Raw genomic sequence first — 15,565 nt, 5'->3', positions numbered from 1 at the left:
GGCGAGCGGAGGCGGGATGGACGAGCGGGTGACGATCGCGCTGGAGGACGGCGTCGCCGACGTGCGGCTCGCCCGCGCCGACAAGATGAACGCGCTCGACCCGGCGATGTTCGCCGCGCTGGCGGCGGCGATCGAGCGGCTCGCGGGCGAACCCCGGTTGCGCGCCGTGGTGCTGTCGGGTGAGGGGCGCGGCTTCTGCGCCGGGCTCGACATGGCGGCGATGGCCGCGGGCGGGTCGGGGCTCGCGCTCGGCGAGCGCACGCGCGGCGCGAGCAACGACGTGCAATATGTCTGCACCGGCTGGCGCGCGCTGCCGGTGCCGGTGATCGCCGCCGCGCACGGCGTCGCCTTCGGCGGCGGCTGCCAGCTGCTCGCCGGCGCCGACGTGCGGGTCGCGCATCCCGACACGCGGCTGGCGATCCGCGAGGTGCATTGGGGGCTGGTGCCCGACATGGGCGGCTATGCCCTGTGGCGCGGCAGCGTGCGCGAGGACGTGCTGCGCGAGCTGGTCTATACCGCGCGCGAGCTCGACGCCGCCGAGGCGCAGGCGTGCGGGCTGGTCACCTATCTCGACCCGGAACCGCGCGAGCGTGCGCTGGCGATCGCGCGCGCCATCGCGGCGCGCAGCCCCGACGCGGTGCGCGCCGCCAAGCGGCTGTTCGCGCTCGCCGCCGACGCCGACGCACCCGCCATCCTCGCCGCCGAGAGCGCGGCGCAGCTGGCGCTGCTGCGCTCGCCCAACCAGGCGGAGGCGGTGCGCGCCAACCTGGAGAAACGGGCGCCGCGGTTCAGCGATGAGGTTGGGGGCGGCCCGCGACCTTCTCCCCAGTCGTCATCCTGAGCTCGTCTCAGGAACCACGGGCCCGCAGGTTCGGCGGCGTGTGGGTACGCGGCACCCTGGATCCTCAAACGGAGCCAGGATGACGCGAGGGAGAGGGAAGGTAGGTCCAGCTCTCGCGCGTCGCCCTCCGCCGCCCCGCCACGGGACGCGTGCAACACCATGAACGCCTCGTTGTTCCCGGTTCATGCAACCGCGCTAGAAGCGACACGTTACGTCGCCAACATGAAGTTCGAACGGGAGAATGAAGTCATGCGTAAGCTGATGCTGGCCTTCGGTGCCGCTGCGATGGTCGCGCCGACGCTCGTCGCCACCACCGTCGATGCCGACGCGCAGCGCCGGTACAAGTATCGCGAGTGGCGCGGCAACGACGGTCGCCTGCGCTGCCGCAAGCCGGACGGCACCACCGGCCTGGTGGTCGGTGCGGTGGCGGGCGGTCTGCTCGGTCGCACCATCGACTCGCGCGGCGACCGTACGCTCGGCACCGTGCTGGGCGGCGTCGGCGGCGCGCTCGCGGGGCGCGAGATCGAGCGCAGCGGCAAGCGCCAGTGCCGCTGATGCCATGCCACGGTTGAGCCTTTCGGCCTGACCGACGTTGGAGGAGGCGCGGTCCGCGAGTGCGGGCCGCGCCTTTTCTCTTTTAGGTCTCAACGGGAGAGTGACTCATGCCCACGCGCGGTGGTTCGGCACGCTACGAAGGTCTCGGCAAGGAGGGGAAGGGCTGGACCTCGACCCAGTCCAAGGCACTCGACGAGCATCCCTATGGCTTCGGCACGCGCTTCGGCGACGAGCCCGGCACCAATCCCGAGGAGCTGATCGCGGCGGCGCACGCCAGCTGCTTCACCATGGCGCTGAGCTTCGCGCTCGCCGGCGCTGGCTATAATGACGGGACGCTCGAGACCAGCGCGCGAGTCACGGTCGACAAGGACGGCGACGGCTTCACCATCACCTCGTCCAAGCTCGACCTCACCGCCAAGATCCCCGGCATCGCGCCCGACGAGTTCGAGCGGATCGCCCAGGACGCCAAAGCGAACTGCCCGGTTTCCAAAGTGTTGAACGCGGAAGTGACGCTCACGCACAAGTTAGAGTCATAAGTGTCTCTGAAGTGAACAAGAGGTAGTTTGTAGTTCACGCAACCGGGGGCGCGGCGGCGCCGTTGATACGGCATCACTCTGTAGGGAGATCAGTGATGCGTATCATCCTCGCCGCCGCGCTCGCCGCGACTACCTTGGCCAGCGTCCCCGCCGCGGCCGCGCCGCAGGACCCGCGCCGCGCCAACCGCGAGTATCGCGACGACGTCCGCGACGCGCGCCAGGAATATCGCGAAGACCTGCGCGACGCCGACTCGCGTCGCGACGTGCGCGACGCGCGCCGCGAGTATCGCGACAGTGTCCGCGACGCGCGGCGCGACCGCAACGACCGGGTGCGCGACTGGCGTCGCTCGGCGCGGTACGACTATAATCGGTACGAGCCGGGGCAGCGCGCCTATTACGCCGACCGCTATTATCGCGACGGCCGTTACTATCGCGCCCGCGCGCTCGGCCGCAACGACCGCATCTATCGCGGCTCGGACAACCGTTATTACTGCCGCCGCAACGACGGCACGACCGGCCTGATCGTCGGCGGTCTCGCCGGCGGCGCGCTCGGCAATATCATCGCGGGCGGCGGCTCGCGCCTGCTCGGCACCGTGATCGGCGCGGGCGGCGGCGCGCTGCTCGGCCAGCAGGTCGACCGCGGCCAGGTGGTCTGCCGCTGAGGCGTCTCGCGTTCAGTGATGCGTACGGGCGAGCCCCGGCAGCGATGCCGGGGCCCGTCTCGCGTCAGATGATCCCGCCGCCGAGCATCAGCCGCAACCCGAAGATCAGGATCAGCACGAGATTGAGGTTGCGCCCGGTGTTGCGCGACGACAGCGCGCCGACCGTGGCGCCCACCACCGCGATCGGTATGACGAACCAATAGCCCCAGGCGAGGAACGGCAGGAACGGCACGATGCCGAGCAGCAGCGCGACGAGGCCGATCAGGATCGAGAACAGGTTGAGCATGGGGGCAAGATGGCGCGAGGCGAGGTGTATTGCAAGGGTGAGACGGTGGTGGGCGGACCCGAGCTGGCGCGGGGCGCACGGCCGAGCGGCTGTCGCACGTGCCTTGCGAGGACTCGCGTCACGTCCCCAAGCACACGGTCACCCCTGCGATGCCAGGGATCCAGACGCGCGGACGTCACGACTCCATCGCTGCCGTTAGCGCGTCTGGATTCCCGCCTGCGCGGGAATGACGGCGTGGTCGGACGCGCGGGCGACCTCATCCTCCAGCCGCGGCCGTGAGAAAGGCTGCCTCGTGCCCGCTCCCCGTCGCTGTCACCGCCTGATCACCACCACTATCCTCCACCCACGCCCGCCGATTTCCTTCGGCGCCGAAAGCGACTAGGGCGGCGCGATGAACTCCCTCTTTCTCGTCATGGCGGGCGGCGCGGTCGGTACGGCCGGGCGCTACCTGACCGGGCGCGCGATGACCGCGGTGCTCGGACCCGACTGGCCCTGGGGCACGCTGACCGTCAACCTGGTCGGCGGGCTGCTGATGGGGCTGCTCGTCGGCGCGCTCGCGCGCACCGGCGGCGGCGAGAACTGGCGGCTGCTGCTCGGCGTCGGATTGCTCGGCGGCTTCACCACCTTCTCCGCCTTCGCGCTCGACGCCGCGACGATGATCGAGCGCGGCGCCGCGCTCGGCGCGCTCGGCTACGCGCTCGTCTCGGTGGTCGGCGCGATCGCGGCGGTCTTCGCCGGGCTCGCGCTGGCGCGGGTGGCGGCATGAGCGGCGAGGGCGTCCGCCAGTTCACCGTCGCGCTCGACGACGACGGGATCCGCGTCGACCGTTGGTGCAAGCGCCACCTCGACGGCACCAGCTTCACCACCGTCGCCAAATGGGCGCGCACCGGGCAGCTCCGTCTCGACGGCGCGCGCGTCGGACCCGGCGACCGCGTCCAGGCCGGTCAGGTGCTGCGCGTGCCCCCGCCCGAGCCCGTCCGCGTCGATGCCAGGCCCGAGCGCCAGCGCGCCCCGCTCAGCGACGACGAGATCGCCTTCGCGCGCGAGCTGGTGATCCACCGCGACGCGCAGGCGCTGGTGCTCAACAAGCCCCCCGGCCTCGCCACGCAGGGCGGCACCAAGACGACCGCGCATGTCGACGGGCTGCTCGACGCGCTACAGGACGAGTCGCAGGGCCGGCCCAAACTCGTCCACCGGCTCGACAAGGACACGTCGGGCGCGCTGCTGGTGGCGCGGACCGCGCGCGCCGCTGGTTTCTTCGCCAAGGCCTTCTCGGGCCGCACCGCGAAGAAGGTCTATTGGGCGCTGATCGTCGGCGTGCCCTCGATCGACGACGGCACGATCGAGCTGCCGATCGCCAAACAGCCCGGCACCGGCGGCGAGAAGATGCACGTCGACGAGGCCGAGGGCCAGCCGGCGCGGACTCGCTACCGCGTGATCGAGCGCGCGGGTAACCGCACCGCCTGGGTCGAGCTGCAACCCTTCACCGGGCGCACGCACCAGCTGCGCGTCCATATGGCGGCGATCGGTCACCCGATCGTCGGCGACGGCAAATACGGCGGCCCGGCGGCGTTCCTCACCGGCGGGATCAGCCGCAAGATGCACCTTCACGCGCGCCGCATCCGCGTCGACCATCCCGACGGCGGCGAGATCGACGTCACCGCCGAGCTGCCGTCGCACTTCGCCGAGAGCCTCGCCTCGCTCGGCTTCGAGGCGATGGCGGGCGACATGATGCCGCTCGACGAGCGCGCGCCGCCGACACGCGAGGAGAAGAAGGCGCGCGCGCGGGCGCATGCCAAGACGGTGCGCAAGGAGCGCCGCGGCGAGCGGCGGTCGCGCGCGGGCGGAGAGGGCAAGGGCGGCGAAGGCAGGGGCGGCGGCCGGCGCGGGTGAGGGGCGGGGCGGGCTTCACCGCGCGCCTGCGCGGCTCCTGTCCGGGCCCGCCGCCGCCAGCAGCCTCTTCGGTTTGAACCCGGACCGATGGTGTCGCGAGATGCCCGATCGAGTGCGCGCCTCGCGACATCTCGGATCGCGTTGGCGATGATGGGAGTTCGGATCCCCGCTGCTCGTGGGGTCGGGAAGGGTCAGATCCCGCCGGCCACTACCTCATGCCCCGCCGCCGTCAGCGCGGCGCCCAGGTCGGCGAGGCAGCGCTCCACCAGCGCCGCGTCGGGCGAGCGCACCACGAAATTGGCGCCGGTGCGCCCCTCGCGGAAGAAGGGATAGCTGCCGATCGAGACGCCCTCGTGCGCCTTCTCGGCGTCGCGCAGCAGGTCGGCGACCTCGCTCTCCGCCACCCAGCAGCCGATCGTGCCGCTCACCACCGGGCGCCCGCCCTCGAGCGTGCCGGTGAGCGAGTCGAGCATCCCCGCGGTGATGTGCGGCACCCCCGCCATGATAAAGATGTTGCCGACGCGGATCCCCGGCGCGCCCGAGACTCGATTTTCGATCAGCGTCGCGCCCTCCGGCACGCGCGCCATCCGCAGCCGCGCTGCGGTGATACCGCCGCGCGAGGCGTAATAATGCTCCAGCACCGCCACCGCCTCGGGATGGTGGACCACGCCGACGCCGAGCGCCGCCGCGATCGAATCGACCGTAATGTCGTCGTGCGTCGGCCCGATGCCGCCGGTGGTGAAGAGATAGTCGTTGCGCGCGCGCAACTGGTTGACCGCCTCGACGATCGCGTTCTCATTGTCCGGGACCACGCGCACCTCGGCGAGGCGGATGCCCTGGACGTTGAGCCAGCTCGCCAGCTGGGCGATGTTCTTGTCCTGCGTGCGGCCGGAGAGGATCTCGTCGCCGATGACGACGAGCGCCGCGGTCCAGATGCGTTCGGTCTCCATAGCGGGCGGGCATAGCCTCGCATTCGCCCCCTCGCCACGCTATATCGCCGCGATGACCGATTATGTCACCGTCACCAGCGACGCGCCGCACGGGCGCACCGGCGCGATCAAGCTGCACGGGCGCGATGCCTTCGACGGCATGCACAAAGCGGGCCGGCTCGCCGCGGAGACGCTCGACATGCTGGTGCCGCACATGGTGCCCGGCGTCACCACCGCGGCGCTCGACCGGCTGATCTACGACTTCATCCTGGCCGGCGGCGGCGTGCCCGCGACGCTCGGCTATCGAGGCTATGCACACAGCACCTGCATCTCGATCAACCATGTCGTTTGCCACGGCATCCCCGCGGACAAGCCGCTCAAGTCGGGCGACATCGTCAACGTCGACGTGACCCCGATCGTCGACGGCTGGCACGGCGACTCGAGCCGCATGTACCTGATCGGCGACGTGCCGCTGAAGGCCAAAAGGCTGGTCGAGGTGACCTACGAGTGCCTCATGCTGGGCATCGAGCAGGCGCGGCCGGGCAATCACATGGGCGACGTGGCGCACGCGATCCAGCGCCATGCCGAGTCGAACCGCTACGGCGTGGTGCGTGACTTCTGCGGCCACGGCCTCGGCCGGCTGTTCCACGACGCGCCCGAGGTGGTGCATGTGGGGCGGCCGGGCACAGGGGTGGAGCTGCGCCCCGGCATGATCTTCACGATCGAGCCGATGATCAACATCGGCCGACCCGACGTGAAGCTGCTGGAGGACGGCTGGACCGCGGTGACGCGCGACCGCTCGCTCTCGGCGCAGTTCGAGCACTCGATCGGCATCACCGAGGACGGCTGCGAGATCTTCACCTGCTCGCCCGCGGGGCTGGACAAGCCGCCGTACTGACGGGCCATCGCGGCGCGCCATCGGCTGAGGTTCGATCACGCGAGATAGCGTGAGAAGCGGAGGGCCGCAGGAGCGCGGCACTACCGGTCGGTGTCGCTGTCGGTGCCTTTGATGTGGCGCTGTCCTCCACGGCTGAGCGCGGCCGATCTCGCGTGATACCGCCCCGCCTGCGCTGAAGGCTCAGCTACCGCATCTAAGGCGGCAGCGTGCTCCGGCGAACGCCGGAGCCCAGGGTCACCGACGCCTCCGCCTGTGGCTCTGGGTTCCCGCGTGCGCGGGAGCACGGGCGGCTTCGATGGATCGAACGCCGGGGCGAGGTCGCGTCCGGTGCACACGATCTCGCCCGCATGCGTCAAAAGGGGGGGGGCGGGGCGGATGCCCTCCACCCTCGCGCTCAGGACGGCCTAGCCCGTCACCGCCCCTTCGCCTTGCCCCATTCGCGCGCCACGGTGTAGCCGAGATAGCCCGTGGCGAAGAGCGTGTAGAGCGGCTCGGGCAGCCCGGCGAGATAGGCGTTCATGCCGCGCGCGATCGCGCTTGCCATCTCGGGCCGGGTCGCCGCGATCAGCCCCATCGGGATGCTCCACAGCAGCAGCGCATACATGACGTACAGGAAGCTCGGACGCGCGCGGCTGGTCCAGGGATCGGCCGACTGCGCCTCGGCCACCACCGCGGCGAGCTGCGCCTTGACCTGCTCCAGCTCCTGCGAGCCCTGGAGCCGCAGCAGCTCCAGCTTCGCCGCCTCGCGCGCGCGCGGGTCGGGGATGAGTTTGTCGAGCAGGCCAGCGACCGGCGCGACCAGTCCGTCGAGAAGTGCCATCTCCGCCTCCCCTCAGCCGACGCGCTGGGCGAGCCAGCCGTACAGGAACGCCTCGTCGGCGGGGCGCTTCTCGGCGAGCGACAGGTAGCGCTCGCCCTGGAGCGAGTCGATCGCCTTGACCAGCACCGCCTGCGCCGCCGCGCCGCGCGTGGCGAGGAAGCGATCGAGCGCGGCGAGCGTCGCCGGGCCGACGCGCCCGTCGAGCGGCACGTCGGGATAGTCGCTGGCGCCGCGGTTGAGCGCGTTGAGCGCGCGCTGGAGGAAGGTCACCGCGGTCGTCGGCCCCATGTTGACGCCGGTATCGAACAGCTCGGCAGCGAGCTGGGGCGCGCGCGTCGCGACCCGGTCGAGACCGGGCTGCTGCCAGTAGGCGCGGCGGTAGATCGCCACCGCGGCCGGGCGCGCGAACTGGCGCATGTCGCCGACATAGCCGTTGGCACGCGCCACCGCCTCGGTGATGCCGTAGCGGGTCGCGCCGCCGCGGTCGGCGGGGTGGCGGACATAGCCGCCCTCGCGGTCGATCACCGCGTCGATGAGCTCGTCGATCATGGGTCCTCCTGGCTTGGTGGAGGATGGAACATAGCGGGAACGTTGCTATGTAGGACAGGGCTTCCTTGATTCTCCCCCGGCACGGGAAGGATTTGTCGCTTAACCCGCTGAATACAAACCTAAATCAGCCACTTTGCCCGTCTCGGACCGCAACGCCTCCCGGTTCCCGCCGTTGATCTCCCACCCTTCCGCAGCAACGAGCGAGACGATGGCGCCACCCCTCACCACCACCCGCTGGAGCGCCGCCGCTGTGCTGGCGCTGGCCGGCGGTGCGTTCCTCACCGCGCGCGCCTGGCGGATCGCGCGGCCCGCGATCGACGAGCGCACCCGCAGCCGCCTCGCGCCGCACGCGCGCGCGGTCGCGCACCCGGGCGCGGCCGAGATCGAGGTCGCCTGATGCGGATCCATCACCTCAACTGCGGCACCTGCTGCCCCGCCGGCGGCGCGCTGTTCGACGGCAGCAGCGCGGGCGCGCGCGCGCATCTCGTCTGCCACTGCCTGCTGATCGAGAGCGAGGCGGGGCTGGTGCTGGTCGACACCGGCTATGGCACGCGCGACGTCGCGCGGCCGCGACAGCGCCTCGCCGAGTTCTTCATCCAATTGTGCAATCCGCAGCTGCGCGGCGAGGAGACCGCGCGCGCGCAGGTGATCGCGCGCGGCTTCGATCCCGCCGACGTGCGGCATATCGTGCTGACCCATCTCGACTTTGACCATGCCGGCGGGATCGAGGACTTTCCCAACGCCACGATCCACCTGCTGTCGCGCGAGCGCGAGGTGGCGGACGCGCGCGCCGGCGGCGCCTTCGTAGGGCGGCGGCGCTATCGCCCGCAACAATGGGACGAGGCGGAGAACTGGCGCCTCTATGCCGCCGGTGGCGGCGAGCGCTGGTTCGGCTTCGACGCGGTGCGTCAACTCGAGGGGCTGCCGCCCGAGCTGCTGCTGGTGCCGCTGGCGGGCCATAGCTGGGGCCATGCCGGCGTCGCGATCCAGGAGGACGACGGGCAATGGCTGCTCCACGCCGGCGACGCTTATTTCTACCGCGGCGAGGTCGGCAGCGAGGACTATCACTGCCCGCCAGGGTTGCGCGGCTACCAGAAGCTGATGGAGGTCGACCGTGTCGCGCGGCTCGCCAACCAGCGCCGGCTGCGGCGGCTGTCGCTCGATCACGCCGGTGAGGTGCGCATGTTCTGCGCGCACGACGCGGTCGAGTTCGAGCTGCTGGCTGGGCAGGAGAGTCCCGTCTTCTAAGAGAGACTGTTCCTCCTACGAGTTCCCCGTTATCCCGGCCTTGAGCCAGGATCCGACGTCCCGCACCCGCCCGAGCCGTTGCTCTCGCGGCTGCAGGAATTCACGCTTTAGGCCGGGGTAACAATGCGGGCGCGCCGCCGACCGTCCGCGCCCCAGCCGCTCAGCGCCCGCGGACGATCTCGCAGCCGACGCGCGCGTCCGGGTAGACGTCGGCCTTGACCGAGCGCACCCGCACCTGCCGCACGCGCGCGTCCGCCAGACACAGCGCGGCGACCCGCTCGACCAGCGTCTCCTGCAGCGCGAATCCCTCGTCGGCGAGCGCGCGTATGCCGTCGTGGACGCGATCATAGTCGAGCACCGCCTCGATCGTGTCGGCGGGTAGGCCGGGGTAATCGACCGTCAGCCACACCGACAGCAGCACGCGCTGCGGCGCCGCCTCGTGCGGGTGGATGCCGAGCCGCATCGCCACCGCCATGTCCTCGATCAGCGTGGTGAACTCAGCCATGCTGGTGCCGGCTCCCCTCGCCCCCCGTGAACATGACGTCGCGGTCGCTGCGGCAGAAACGCTGGCCCGCGTCGACGTAGAGCGTCTGTCCGGTGACGCTCTCCGCCTCGAGCAGATAGACCACCGCGGCGGCGACGTTCTCCGCGCCGACCGGGCGGCACAGCAGGTTGGCGCGCGCCACCGAGTGGAAGGCGGCGTCGCTCTGGTCGCCGCTCGGCAGCGTTAGCCCCGGCGCCACCGCATTGACCCGGACGCGCGGCGCGAACGCCTGGGCCATCAGCTCGGTCGCGCTCGCCAGCGCCGCCTTGGACAGCGTGTAGCTGAAGAAATCGGGGTTGGGGTTGGCGAGCTTCTGGTCGAGCAGGTTGACCACCGCGCGCGCGCCGTCGCGCTCGGCCAGCGCAGCGGCGAGCACCGCGGGCGCGACCGCGTTGATCGCGTGGAGCCGCGCCGCCAGCGCCGGGTCGATCGCCGCGGGCGAGTCATAGTCGAACTGCGACGCGCTGTTGACCAGCGAGTCGACGTCGCCGGCGCGGTCGAGCAGGTCGCGCAGCGCCTCGGTGTCGGCGAGGTCGCCCTGCACTGTGGCGCCGCCCAGCTCGATGGCGAGCGCCTCGGCCTCGTCGCGCGAGCGGCGGTAGTGGATCACCGGCACGTGCCCCGCCGCGGCGACCGCGCGCGCGATCGCGGCACCCAGCCGCCTGGCGCCGCCGGTCACCAGCACGCGCCGCGCGCTCACGACAGGCCCATCAGCGCCAGCACTTCCTTGCGGCTGCGGTCGTCGTCGCGGAACACGCCCATCATCCGGCTCGTCACCATCGCCACGCCGGGGGTACGCACGCCGCGCGCGGTCATGCAGGCGTGGCTCGCCTCGATCACCACCGCCACGCCCTGCGGGCGCAGATTGTGCCAGATACAGTCCGCCACCTCGGCGGTGAGCCGCTCCTGTACCTGGAGCCGCCGTGCGAAGCCGTGCAGCACGCGCGCCAGCTTGGAGATGCCGACGACATGGTCGCGCGGCAGATAGGCGATGTGCGCCTTGCCGATGATCGGCGCCATGTGATGCTCGCAGTGCGACTGGAACGGGATGTCCTTGAGCAGCACGATCTCGTCATAGCCGCCCACCTCCTCGAACACGCGCGCGAGATGCACCTCGGGATGCTCGGCATAGCCGGCGCAATATTCCTTCCAGGCGCGCGCGACGCGCTGCGGCGTGTCGCGCAGCCCCTCGCGCGTCGGGTCGTCGCCCGCCCAGCGCAGCAAGGTGCGGACTGCCTCGGCCACCTCCTCGGGAACGGGGATCTTGCCCGTCGCCGCCACCAGGTCGCCGTCGTCGGGCGTGTGTCGCGTATCGTCGCTCATGCTTTTTCCCCTAGACGGCGCGGCGACGGCGATCCAGTGCGCGGCGTACCGTTACGCTCGCGCATCGTCGGTGTGAGAGACTCGGCGCGGGCCGGCGCACCAGCGCCGCCGCGTCGTGACGGCGACATCTCCGCAGGACCGGCCCGCTCGGCCGGCACGAACAGGAAGGAAGAACATGGCGACCACCACCACCACCGGCAAGACCGGCGGCATCCACGCGCCCGTCCAGCCCTCGGCCGAGCTCGGCGCGATCGTCGGCAACGAGAAGCTGCCGCGCAGCCAGGTGATCAGCAAGGTGTGGGACTATATCAAGTCGAACAACCTGCAGAACCCGGAGAACAAGCGCGAGATCGTCGCCGACGAGAAGCTCAAGAAGGTGTTCGGCCGCGACAAGGTGACGATGTTCGAGATGAACAAGTACATCTCGCAGCACGTCAAGGCCTGAGCGGGCGCCGCGCCGGCCCGTGGTGGCCGGCGCGCACGCGGCGCGACCCGATCAGGCGAGCGCGCGCCGCCGCCGATCCGCTGCGCGGCTAAGATGGAGGATGATGCTCCACCCCGCCGCGCCGCCCTCCGACCACGAGCCAGCGCTGGTACCGCTCGTCCCGGGCGAGCGCGCCGACGGGCGGCCGCGCCAGTGCCGCGCCTATGCCGCCGTGGCGGCCGCGGCGTCGCTGCTGGCGCTGTGGCGCGGCGTCGCGCTCGCCGCGGCCATCCTGGCGGCGTTCGCCGGGGCATGTCTCTATCTCGCGCGTCGGCTTGACCGACATCGGGCGCACGTGCTGGCCGAACGGCTCGCTGCGATCAGCGGGACGGCGCTCACGCATCGATGGTGCTTCGCTGGACCCGGCGCGGTCGCGGTCGCGGAGGGGCCGCTCGTATGGCTGATCGATCGCTCCACCGCCTATCAGACGGTGCAGCTTGACCCCGAACAGATCGCGGGCGTGCTGCCGCGGCACGGTTGGCGGGCGTGGCGCGTGACGCTGCGCTACCGTCTCGACCCGCACGAAGTGGCGCGGCGATCGCTGATCTGCTTCGGCCGCGACCAGGCCGCCGCCGAGGCCTTCGTCGCGCATCTCACGCGCCGGTAGCGAACCGGCGGTCGGCAACTTCCCCGGTGCGGCGCGGCGCGGTACAGCGCGGCGATGGCGCAGCGACGCTCCCGTTCTCCCGCGCGGCGGCGGCCGGCGCGTCGGCGCGGCCGGCGCGGCGCGCGGACGTGGCTGACGTGGCCGCTGATCGTCGCCGCCTTCGCGCTGGCGGCGGTGACGCTCGGTTGGCTCGACAGCTGGTCCCCGCGCGCGCCGCGCCCCGCGACGGCGCGGATGAGCGCTGAGGCCGCGCGCGCCTCCAACCAGGCCTTCCCGCTCCACGCCGAGCGTCGCCGCACCGCGTCGCGCTACCGCTTCCGCGGCGGCGAGGCGGAGCGCGCGCAGGCGGTCGAATGTCTCGCCACCGCGGCGCTATACGAGGCGGGCGACGACCGACGCGGTCAGCGCGCGGTGATGCAGGTCGTGCTCAACCGCGTGCGCGCGCCCGGCTATCCCAAGACGGTGTGCGGCGTCGTCTACCAGGGCGCCACGCGCGACACCGGCTGCCAATTCTCCTTCACCTGCGACGGATCGGTCGGGCGGCGCCCCGTGCGCACGGGCTGGATCGGCGCGCGGCGGATGGCGCGGCGCGCGCTGGCGGGCGAGGTCGACGCCGAGGTGGGGCGCGCGACGCATTACCATACCGACTGGATGGTGCCGTACTGGCGCAACTCGCTGGTGAAGGTAGCGCGGGTGGGGACGCACCTGTTCTACGTGCGGGCGTGAGCCGGAGTAGCGTGCGGAGTCGACGGGTCGGCGACGGCCCGGCTCCGGGGCAAGTCACATCCGCGATAAATCTCGCGGGCGGATGAGGTCACCATCACTGCGCTGCGCGTCGTCACCTCACAGCCGCCAGCATCTTATGCTGAGATCGACGGCGACGTTTCAGATCCTCCCCGCGAGCGGGGAGGATCGAGAGCAGCTCAGCCGTGGCGCGCCATCCGCTGCGGGTCGGGCGGCAGGCGCATGTGCGCGCCGTGCGCCGCCTCGAGGTATTGGGTCGCCATCTCATAATGCGCCTGGCACACCGCGTGATCCTTCGCTTCGGCAGCCAGCTTGAGTTCGGCTTCGGCGCGGCTCTGAAAATACAGCCGGTCCCTGTCGGTTATCATCGCTACTCACTCTCCGGCACCCGCTATGCCGCGGTCCGGGCTGTCTCGCCACAGCGTCGATCAAGGATCTCGTCCTTTCCGGGTACACTTGCCGAGACCCCGCCGCACTCCCCATATCGCGCGGCATGAGCGGGAACGATCCACACGCCGCGCCGGTCTGGCACGGCACCACCATCCTATCGGTTCGACGCGGCGGCAAGGTCGTCGTGGTCGGCGACGGCCAGGTCTCGATGGGCCAGACCGTGATGAAGCCCAACGCGCGCAAGGTCCGCACGCTAGGGGACGGCAAGGTGATCGGCGGCTTCGCCGGCGCCACTGCGGACGCCTTCACCCTGTTCGAGCGGCTCGAGGCCAAGCTGGAGCGCCACGGCGGCCACCTCATGCGTGCCGCGGTCGAGCTCGCCAAGGACTGGCGCACCGACAAATACCTCCGCAACCTGGAGGCGATGATGATCGTCGCCGACAAGGAGGTGACGCTGATCCTCACCGGCAACGGCGACGTGCTCGAGCCCGAGGCCGGGATCGCCGCGATCGGCTCGGGCGGCAATTACGCGCTCGCCGCGGCGCGCGCTTTGGTCGACTATGAGCAGGACGCCGAGACGATCTGCCGCCGCGCGATGGCGATCGCCGCGGAGGTCTGCGTCTACACCAACGACCGGCTGACGATCGAGACGCTCGACAGCGCGAGCTGAGGCGCGCGCGACACCGGCCAGCGACACAACTTACTCAACATTCGCCGACGAAGGCTTTGATTCTGCATGAACGATAATCTGACTCCAAAGGCGATCGTCGCCGCGCTCGACGCGCACATCATCGGCCAGAAGGAGGCCAAGCGCGCGGTCGCGGTGGCGCTGCGCAACCGCTGGCGCCGGCAGAAGCTAGCGCCCGACCTGCGCGACGAGGTGACGCCCAAGAACATCCTGATGATCGGGCCGACCGGCTGCGGCAAGACCGAGATCAGCCGCCGCCTCGCCAAGCTTGCCGACGCACCCTTCGTCAAGGTGGAGGCGACCAAGTTCACCGAGGTCGGCTATGTCGGCCGCGACGTCGAGCAGATCGCGCGCGACCTGGTCGAGGAAGCGGTGCGGCTCGAGAAGGAGCGCCGCCGGCTGGCGGTGAAGGACAAGGCCGAGGCCGCGGCGATGGACCGGCTGCTCGACGCGCTGGTCGGCAAGGACTCGAGCCAGGCCACACGAGAGAGCTTCAAGCAGCGCTTCCGCGACGGGCATCTGTCCGAGACCGAGATCGAGCTGGAGCTCCAGCAGGCGCCGCAGATGCCGTTCGAGCTGCCCGGCGGGCAGGGCTCGGTGGGCATGATCAACCTGTCCGAGATGATGGGCAAGGCGTTCGGCGGCGGGCCGAAGCAGCGGCGCAAACTGCTGGTGCCCGCGGCGTGGGAGAAACTCGTCGAGGAGGAGGCGGACAAGCGCCTCGACCAGGACGAGGTCAGCCGCGTCGCACTGGCGGACGCCGAGGCCAACGGCATCGTCTTCCTCGACGAGATCGACAAGATCGCGGTGAGCGACGTGCGCGGCGGCTCGGTCAGCCGCGAGGGCGTGCAGCGCGACCTGCTCCCGCTGATCGAGGGCACGACCGTCTCAACGAAATACGGCCCGATGAAGACCGACCATATCCTCTTCATCGCCTCGGGCGCGTTCCATGTCGCCAAGCCGAGCGACCTGCTGCCCGAGCTGCAGGGCCGCCTGCCGATCCGCGTCGAGCTCAAGGGGCTGACCGAGGACGATTTCGTCGCGATCCTGTCGGACACCAAGGCGTCGCTGCCGGCGCAGTACCGCGCGCTGATCGCGACCGAGGGGGTCGACGTGAGCTTCACCGAGGACGGTATTCGCGCGGTGGCGCGGATCGCGGCCGAGGTGAACGGCGAGATCGAGAATATCGGCGCGCGCCGGCTCCAGACCGTGATGGAGAAACTGCTCGAGGAGGTGAGCTTCGACGCGGAGGACCGCTCGGGCGAGGCGCTGGTGGTCGACGCGGCCTATGTCGACAAGCAGCTGGCGAGCGTGGCGCGCAACTCGGACCTCAGCCGCTTCGTGCTGTGAGGGGTGGCGGGGACGGGTAAGGTCCTTCCCCTCACGCCCCCACTTCGGCAAACGCGACCTTTGTCAGTGCCCATCCCGTCATCCCGGACTTGTTCCGGGATCCACCCTATCGCGAGAGCAACGCGCACTGAGTTCGCGGGACGGTGGATCCCGGAACGAGTCCGGGATGATGGAAAAAAGGGGCGCGCCGCGGCTTTCGCAACGGTCTCGCGTTCGCC

22 protein-coding genes are annotated in these 15,565 nt (G+C 70.9%); 14 read left to right on the top strand and 8 right to left on the bottom strand.

Annotated elements, in window-relative coordinates; genetic code table 11:
* Positions 1 to 16: 16 nt before the first annotated feature.
* From FHY02_RS09205 to FHY02_RS09190, 4 genes are all read left to right on the top strand, one after another.
* Positions 17 to 841: a crotonase/enoyl-CoA hydratase family protein gene (locus FHY02_RS09205; protein ID WP_183921642.1), complete on the top strand. Its 825-nt coding sequence runs from the start codon at positions 17 to 19 to the stop codon at positions 839 to 841.
* Between the two features lie 249 nt (positions 842 to 1,090).
* Complete coding sequence (locus FHY02_RS09200) at positions 1,091 to 1,396, top strand: glycine zipper 2TM domain-containing protein (protein ID WP_183921641.1); 306 nt, start codon at positions 1,091 to 1,093, stop codon at positions 1,394 to 1,396.
* 107 nt (positions 1,397 to 1,503) lie between these two features.
* Positions 1,504 to 1,932 (top strand): OsmC family protein, encoded by a 429-nt coding sequence (locus tag FHY02_RS09195; RefSeq protein WP_183921640.1) that lies wholly within the window; start codon positions 1,504 to 1,506, stop codon positions 1,930 to 1,932.
* A gap of 95 nt (positions 1,933 to 2,027) precedes the next feature.
* Positions 2,028 to 2,594 carry a glycine zipper 2TM domain-containing protein gene (locus FHY02_RS09190; RefSeq protein ID WP_183921639.1) on the top strand — a complete coding sequence of 189 codons (567 nt, stop codon included), beginning with the start codon at positions 2,028 to 2,030 and terminating at the stop codon, positions 2,592 to 2,594.
* Positions 2,595 to 2,658: 64 nt separating this feature from the next.
* On the opposite strand, the gene FHY02_RS09185 is transcribed toward FHY02_RS09190, so the two are convergent.
* The gene (locus tag FHY02_RS09185) at positions 2,659 to 2,880 is read right to left on the bottom strand and encodes a hypothetical protein (RefSeq protein WP_183921638.1); all 222 of its coding nucleotides are present in this window, start codon (positions 2,878 to 2,880) and stop codon (positions 2,659 to 2,661) included.
* 391 nt (positions 2,881 to 3,271) lie between these two features.
* Between FHY02_RS09185 and crcB the strand changes: the two genes are divergently transcribed.
* Together crcB and FHY02_RS09175 are read left to right on the top strand one after the other, a co-directional pair.
* The gene (crcB, locus tag FHY02_RS09180) at positions 3,272 to 3,646 is read left to right on the top strand and encodes a fluoride efflux transporter CrcB (RefSeq protein WP_183921637.1); all 375 of its coding nucleotides are present in this window, start codon (positions 3,272 to 3,274) and stop codon (positions 3,644 to 3,646) included.
* Entirely contained in the window at positions 3,643 to 4,773 is a 1,131-nt protein-coding gene (locus tag FHY02_RS09175) for an RluA family pseudouridine synthase (RefSeq protein ID WP_183921636.1), read from the top strand. Before crcB ends, FHY02_RS09175 begins: the two co-directional genes overlap by 4 nt.
* A 191-nt stretch (positions 4,774 to 4,964) precedes the next feature.
* Here the strand turns inward: FHY02_RS09175 and FHY02_RS09170 are convergent, their stop codons facing one another.
* Positions 4,965 to 5,723, bottom strand: coding sequence for a molybdopterin-binding protein (locus FHY02_RS09170; RefSeq protein WP_183921635.1), 759 nt, complete (start codon positions 5,721 to 5,723; stop codon positions 4,965 to 4,967).
* Between the two features lie 52 nt (positions 5,724 to 5,775).
* Here FHY02_RS09170 and map point away from each other — a divergent pair, with 52 nt between their 5' ends.
* A complete protein-coding gene (gene map, locus FHY02_RS09165) occupies positions 5,776 to 6,600 on the top strand; it encodes a type I methionyl aminopeptidase (RefSeq protein ID WP_183921634.1) in 825 nt (274 codons plus the stop codon).
* Between the two features lie 412 nt (positions 6,601 to 7,012).
* Here map and FHY02_RS09160 read toward each other — a convergent pair whose 3' ends face one another.
* Both FHY02_RS09160 and FHY02_RS09155 read right to left on the bottom strand, forming a co-directional pair.
* A complete protein-coding gene (locus FHY02_RS09160) occupies positions 7,013 to 7,420 on the bottom strand; it encodes a holin family protein (protein WP_183921633.1) in 408 nt (135 codons plus the stop codon).
* A 12-nt stretch (positions 7,421 to 7,432) separates the two neighbouring features.
* Entirely contained in the window at positions 7,433 to 7,969 is a 537-nt protein-coding gene (locus FHY02_RS09155; protein WP_183921632.1) for a glycoside hydrolase family 108 protein, read from the bottom strand.
* Positions 7,970 to 8,177: 208 nt separating this feature from the next.
* Between FHY02_RS09155 and FHY02_RS09150 the strand changes: the two genes are divergently transcribed.
* Together FHY02_RS09150 and FHY02_RS09145 are read left to right on the top strand one after the other, a co-directional pair.
* Complete coding sequence (locus FHY02_RS09150) at positions 8,178 to 8,366, top strand: hypothetical protein (RefSeq protein WP_183921631.1); 189 nt, start codon at positions 8,178 to 8,180, stop codon at positions 8,364 to 8,366.
* Positions 8,366 to 9,217 carry an MBL fold metallo-hydrolase gene (locus tag FHY02_RS09145; RefSeq protein ID WP_183921630.1) on the top strand — a complete coding sequence of 284 codons (852 nt, stop codon included), beginning with the start codon at positions 8,366 to 8,368 and terminating at the stop codon, positions 9,215 to 9,217. Before FHY02_RS09150 ends, FHY02_RS09145 begins: the two co-directional genes overlap by 1 nt.
* Before the next feature lie 160 nt (positions 9,218 to 9,377).
* Here the strand turns inward: FHY02_RS09145 and FHY02_RS09140 are convergent, their stop codons facing one another.
* From FHY02_RS09140 to folE, 3 genes are read right to left on the bottom strand one after another with little or no spacing between them, the layout of a single operon-like run.
* Positions 9,378 to 9,722, bottom strand: coding sequence for a dihydroneopterin aldolase (locus tag FHY02_RS09140; protein ID WP_183921629.1), 345 nt, complete (start codon positions 9,720 to 9,722; stop codon positions 9,378 to 9,380).
* Positions 9,715 to 10,461 carry an SDR family oxidoreductase gene (locus FHY02_RS09135; protein ID WP_183921628.1) on the bottom strand — a complete coding sequence of 249 codons (747 nt, stop codon included), beginning with the start codon at positions 10,459 to 10,461 and terminating at the stop codon, positions 9,715 to 9,717. The genes FHY02_RS09140 and FHY02_RS09135 overlap by 8 nt, the downstream gene beginning before the upstream one ends.
* Entirely contained in the window at positions 10,458 to 11,084 is a 627-nt protein-coding gene (folE, locus tag FHY02_RS09130; RefSeq protein ID WP_183921627.1) for a GTP cyclohydrolase I FolE, read from the bottom strand. The genes FHY02_RS09135 and folE overlap by 4 nt, the downstream gene beginning before the upstream one ends.
* Positions 11,085 to 11,259: 175 nt before the next feature.
* On the opposite strand from folE, the gene FHY02_RS09125 reads away from it, so the two are divergent.
* The 3 genes from FHY02_RS09125 to FHY02_RS23315 all read left to right on the top strand — a co-directional run bounded on the left by FHY02_RS09125 (position 11,260) and on the right by FHY02_RS23315 (position 12,901).
* Positions 11,260 to 11,529: an SWIB/MDM2 domain-containing protein gene (locus tag FHY02_RS09125; RefSeq protein ID WP_183921626.1), complete on the top strand. Its 270-nt coding sequence runs from the start codon at positions 11,260 to 11,262 to the stop codon at positions 11,527 to 11,529.
* 103 nt (positions 11,530 to 11,632) lie between these two features.
* On the top strand, positions 11,633 to 12,175 hold the full coding sequence (locus FHY02_RS09120; protein ID WP_183921625.1) for a hypothetical protein: 543 nt from the start codon (positions 11,633 to 11,635) through the stop codon (positions 12,173 to 12,175).
* 54 nt (positions 12,176 to 12,229) lie between these two features.
* Positions 12,230 to 12,901 carry a cell wall hydrolase gene (locus tag FHY02_RS23315; protein WP_183921624.1) on the top strand — a complete coding sequence of 224 codons (672 nt, stop codon included), beginning with the start codon at positions 12,230 to 12,232 and terminating at the stop codon, positions 12,899 to 12,901.
* Positions 12,902 to 13,098: 197 nt separating this feature from the next.
* On the opposite strand, the gene FHY02_RS09110 is transcribed toward FHY02_RS23315, so the two are convergent.
* Positions 13,099 to 13,287 (bottom strand): hypothetical protein, encoded by a 189-nt coding sequence (locus FHY02_RS09110; RefSeq protein ID WP_132908728.1) that lies wholly within the window; start codon positions 13,285 to 13,287, stop codon positions 13,099 to 13,101.
* A gap of 125 nt (positions 13,288 to 13,412) precedes the next feature.
* Here FHY02_RS09110 and hslV point away from each other — a divergent pair, with 125 nt between their 5' ends.
* Entirely contained in the window at positions 13,413 to 13,979 is a 567-nt protein-coding gene (hslV, locus tag FHY02_RS09105) for an ATP-dependent protease subunit HslV (protein ID WP_183921623.1), read from the top strand.
* A gap of 66 nt (positions 13,980 to 14,045) precedes the next feature.
* Positions 14,046 to 15,347, top strand: a complete 1,302-nt coding sequence (hslU, locus tag FHY02_RS09100; protein ID WP_183921622.1) for an ATP-dependent protease ATPase subunit HslU — start codon at positions 14,046 to 14,048, stop codon at positions 15,345 to 15,347.
* Positions 15,348 to 15,565: the final 218 nt, after the last annotated feature.

Source organism: Sphingomonas sp. BK069, assembly GCF_014193405.1.
In the GTDB taxonomy this organism is placed as follows: Bacteria; Pseudomonadota; Alphaproteobacteria; order Sphingomonadales; family Sphingomonadaceae; genus Sphingomonas.
Note: the sequence above shows the minus strand (reverse complement) of the source record. Positions and strands in the feature narration are given on the sequence as shown.

Coding starts and splice junctions, on each gene's coding strand:
- hslU (WP_183921622.1), top strand. CDS start 14,046: ATGAACGATAATCTGACTCCAAAGGCGATCGTCGCCGCGCTCGACGCG.
- FHY02_RS09170 (WP_183921635.1), bottom strand. CDS start 5,723: ATGGAGACCGAACGCATCTGGACCGCGGCGCTCGTCGTCATCGGCGAC.
- FHY02_RS09185 (WP_183921638.1), bottom strand. CDS start 2,880: ATGCTCAACCTGTTCTCGATCCTGATCGGCCTCGTCGCGCTGCTGCTC.
- folE (WP_183921627.1), bottom strand. CDS start 11,084: ATGAGCGACGATACGCGACACACGCCCGACGACGGCGACCTGGTGGCG.
- FHY02_RS09110 (WP_132908728.1), bottom strand. CDS start 13,287: ATGATAACCGACAGGGACCGGCTGTATTTTCAGAGCCGCGCCGAAGCC.
- FHY02_RS09120 (WP_183921625.1), top strand. CDS start 11,633: ATGCTCCACCCCGCCGCGCCGCCCTCCGACCACGAGCCAGCGCTGGTA.
- FHY02_RS09195 (WP_183921640.1), top strand. CDS start 1,504: ATGCCCACGCGCGGTGGTTCGGCACGCTACGAAGGTCTCGGCAAGGAG.
- FHY02_RS09125 (WP_183921626.1), top strand. CDS start 11,260: ATGGCGACCACCACCACCACCGGCAAGACCGGCGGCATCCACGCGCCC.
- FHY02_RS09155 (WP_183921632.1), bottom strand. CDS start 7,969: ATGATCGACGAGCTCATCGACGCGGTGATCGACCGCGAGGGCGGCTAT.
- FHY02_RS09175 (WP_183921636.1), top strand. CDS start 3,643: ATGAGCGGCGAGGGCGTCCGCCAGTTCACCGTCGCGCTCGACGACGAC.
- FHY02_RS09145 (WP_183921630.1), top strand. CDS start 8,366: ATGCGGATCCATCACCTCAACTGCGGCACCTGCTGCCCCGCCGGCGGC.
- FHY02_RS09140 (WP_183921629.1), bottom strand. CDS start 9,722: ATGGCTGAGTTCACCACGCTGATCGAGGACATGGCGGTGGCGATGCGG.
- FHY02_RS23315 (WP_183921624.1), top strand. CDS start 12,230: ATGGCGCAGCGACGCTCCCGTTCTCCCGCGCGGCGGCGGCCGGCGCGT.
- FHY02_RS09205 (WP_183921642.1), top strand. CDS start 17: ATGGACGAGCGGGTGACGATCGCGCTGGAGGACGGCGTCGCCGACGTG.
- FHY02_RS09150 (WP_183921631.1), top strand. CDS start 8,178: ATGGCGCCACCCCTCACCACCACCCGCTGGAGCGCCGCCGCTGTGCTG.
- FHY02_RS09190 (WP_183921639.1), top strand. CDS start 2,028: ATGCGTATCATCCTCGCCGCCGCGCTCGCCGCGACTACCTTGGCCAGC.
- FHY02_RS09160 (WP_183921633.1), bottom strand. CDS start 7,420: ATGGCACTTCTCGACGGACTGGTCGCGCCGGTCGCTGGCCTGCTCGAC.
- map (WP_183921634.1), top strand. CDS start 5,776: ATGACCGATTATGTCACCGTCACCAGCGACGCGCCGCACGGGCGCACC.
- crcB (WP_183921637.1), top strand. CDS start 3,272: ATGAACTCCCTCTTTCTCGTCATGGCGGGCGGCGCGGTCGGTACGGCC.
- FHY02_RS09200 (WP_183921641.1), top strand. CDS start 1,091: ATGCGTAAGCTGATGCTGGCCTTCGGTGCCGCTGCGATGGTCGCGCCG.
- hslV (WP_183921623.1), top strand. CDS start 13,413: ATGAGCGGGAACGATCCACACGCCGCGCCGGTCTGGCACGGCACCACC.